Origin of the sequence: Micrococcus sp. HMSC31B01 (genome assembly GCF_001816085.1) — a bacterium.
Classification (GTDB): domain Bacteria; phylum Actinomycetota; class Actinomycetes; order Actinomycetales; family Micrococcaceae; genus Micrococcus; species Micrococcus luteus.
In genome coordinates this window covers 1-2,519 of record NZ_KV825162.1, presented here as the reverse complement: position 1 = coordinate 2,519, position 2,519 = coordinate 1, and the positions used below count along the sequence as shown (strand labels likewise).

General features: G+C 74.5%; 3 protein-coding genes. 2 read left to right on the top strand and 1 reads right to left on the bottom strand.

From position 1 onward, the window contains the following. Window positions 1-105 precede the first annotated feature (105 nt). On the bottom strand, window positions 106-666 hold the full coding sequence (locus HMPREF3105_RS07180; RefSeq protein WP_020628243.1) for a GtrA family protein: 561 nt from the start codon (window positions 664-666) through the stop codon (window positions 106-108). Between the two features lie 162 nt (window positions 667-828). Between HMPREF3105_RS07180 and HMPREF3105_RS07175 the strand changes: the two genes are divergently transcribed. Together HMPREF3105_RS07175 and purE are read left to right on the top strand one after the other, a co-directional pair. Then, window positions 829-2,034 carry a 5-(carboxyamino)imidazole ribonucleotide synthase gene (locus HMPREF3105_RS07175; RefSeq protein ID WP_070709066.1) on the top strand — a complete coding sequence of 402 codons (1,206 nt, stop codon included), beginning with the start codon at window positions 829-831 and terminating at the stop codon, window positions 2,032-2,034. Further along, on the top strand, window positions 2,031-2,519 hold a 489-nt coding region (purE, locus tag HMPREF3105_RS07170), incomplete at its 3' end, for a 5-(carboxyamino)imidazole ribonucleotide mutase (RefSeq protein ID WP_070709065.1). The genes HMPREF3105_RS07175 and purE, both read left to right, overlap by 4 nt.

Below are 2,519 nucleotides of genomic sequence, written 5' to 3'. Positions count from 1 at the left end.
CCCCGCCTGACGTGGGCGGGAGTGCGGGCCGCGCTGGAGGCGTGGGACGCGGGCCGGGCGGTGACCGTGCGCCCCTGACGGGGCGGCGGGGTCAGGCGGGGACGCTCAGACCCCGGCGTCGGGGGCGCGGTGCCGGCCGTGCGGAGGCAGCTGGTCCTCGCGCAGCACGGGCATCTGACCGGTGATGATCGCGAGGTCGTTGGCGAAGCCGGGCTCCACGTCCAGCTTCTCCTTGAACACCCAGAACCGGTAGGCGAAGTAGCGGAACACGGTGCCGAAGAACAGGCCGATCACGTTGCCGGCGATGAACAGGCCGGTCGGGTCGGTCACGCCCAGCAGGTACTGCGCGATCGCCACGCAGCCGGCCTGGATCCCCAGCCCGATCGCGTTCATGATCAGGAACATCACGAGCTCGCGCGTCTTGTTCGAGGAGCGCTTGTCCCGGAACGTCCAGTAGCGGTTGGCGACCCAGCTGAACAGGGTGGCGACGACGCCGCCCACGATCTTGGCCTTGACGTTGGACCCCTCGAGCGGGCCGGTCATCATCCACCAGAAGACGAGCGAGTCCACCACGAACGCGGCCGCACCGACGGTGCCGAACTTGGCCACCTCCCGCCACAGCAGGGAGGCCATCCCGGTCAGGCGGCCCCAGAGATCGGACAGCATGGGCGTGGACTCCTCGGTTCGGGACGGGGGTGTGCACGCGGGGCGGACCCGCGCAGGGCTGGGGAACACTGTAGCCGCGCCCCCGGCGCGCGCCCTCCTCGGATCCGGCATCGGCCACCCCTCCGTGACGGAGTTCTCAGCCGGTCCGACTACCCTGTCCGGGTGACTTCCCCTCGACTCGGTGTGATCGGTGGCGGGCAGCTGGCCCGCATGATGGCGGGCGCCGCCGCGGAGCTCGGCGTGCCCTTCCGCGTGCTCGCGGAGGCCCCGGACGCGTCAGCGGCCCAGGTCGCCCCCCACGTGGTCGGCGACCACGCGGACCTGGCGGACCTGCGCGCGTTCGCGGCCACGGTGGACGTGGTCACCTTCGACCACGAGCACGTGCCCACCGAGCACCTGCGGGCCCTGCAGGAGGCCGGCGTCGTCGTGCGCCCCGGCCCCGAGGCGCTGCAGCACGCCCAGGACAAGCTGGTCATGCGCGCCGCCGTCGAGCGGCTGGGCCTGCCGAACCCGGCGTGGGCGCCGGTCGACGACCTCGAGGCCGTCCTCGCCTTCGGCGACGAGCACGGCTGGCCCATGATCCTCAAGACCGCCCGAGGCGGCTACGACGGCAAGGGCGTGCTCAAGCTCGACGACGGCGACGACGCCCGCGCCTCCGCCGCGGACGGCACCCTGGCCGCGTGGCTCGGCGCCGGCATCGCCCCGCTGCTGGCCGAGGCCCTCGTCCCCTTCTCCCGTGAGCTCTCCGCGCAGGTGGCGCGCACCCCCTCCGGTGAGGTGGCCGTCTACCCCGTCGTCGACTCGGTCCAGGTGGCCGGCGTGTGCGACCTCGTGGTCGCCCCGGCCCAGGACCTCGACCCGGCCGTCGCCGCGGCCGCGACCGCCGCGGCCGTCCGCCTCGCCGAGGAGCTGGACGTCACCGGCATGCTCGCGGTCGAGCTGTTCGAGACGCCGGGGGTCGGCCCGGGCTTCCAGGTGAACGAGCTGGCCATGCGCCCCCACAACTCCGGCCACTGGTCCATGGACGGCGCCGTCACCGGCCAGTTCGAGCAGCACGTCCGCGCCGTGCTCGACCTGCCGCTGGGCGAGACGACCCCCCGCGGGGCCGGCGTCGTGATGAAGAACGTCCTCGGCGGCGCCCGCGAGGACCTGCACGCCGGCAGCGTCGCGGCCCTCGCCGCCCACCCGCAGGCCAAGGTCCACCTCTACGGCAAGGACGTGCGCCCGGGCCGCAAGGTCGGTCACGTCAACGTCGTCGCGGACCACGGCCTCAGCCTCGAGGAGGCCGTGCGGACCGCCGAGTCCGCCGCCGCACTGCTGCGCGACGACGCCCCCACCACCGGCACCGAGACGGAGGCCCGCCCATGACCGCCACGCCCCAGTCCCCCGCCCAGCCCCTGCAGGACGACGCCCCGGTCGTCTCCGTCGTGATGGGCTCCGACTCCGACTGGCCCGTGATGAGCGCGGCCGCCGAGGCCCTGCGCGAGCTCGACGTGCCCGTCGAGGTCGGCGTGGTCTCCGCGCACCGCATGCCCCACGAGATGGTGGAGTTCGGCGCCCGCGCGCACGAGCGCGGCATCCGCGTGATCGTGGCCGGCGCGGGCGGCGCGGCGCACCTGCCCGGGATGCTCGCCGCCGTCACCCCCCTGCCCGTGATCGGCGTGCCCGTGAAGCTCAAGAGCCTGGACGGGATGGACTCCCTGCTCTCGATCGTCCAGATGCCCGCCGGCGTGCCGGTGGCCACCGTCTCCATCGACGGCGCCCGCAACGCCGGCCTGCTGGCCGCCCGCATCCTCGCCTCGGCCGACACCGCGGAGGGCGACCGCCTGCGCGCCGCCCTCGCCGAGCACGCC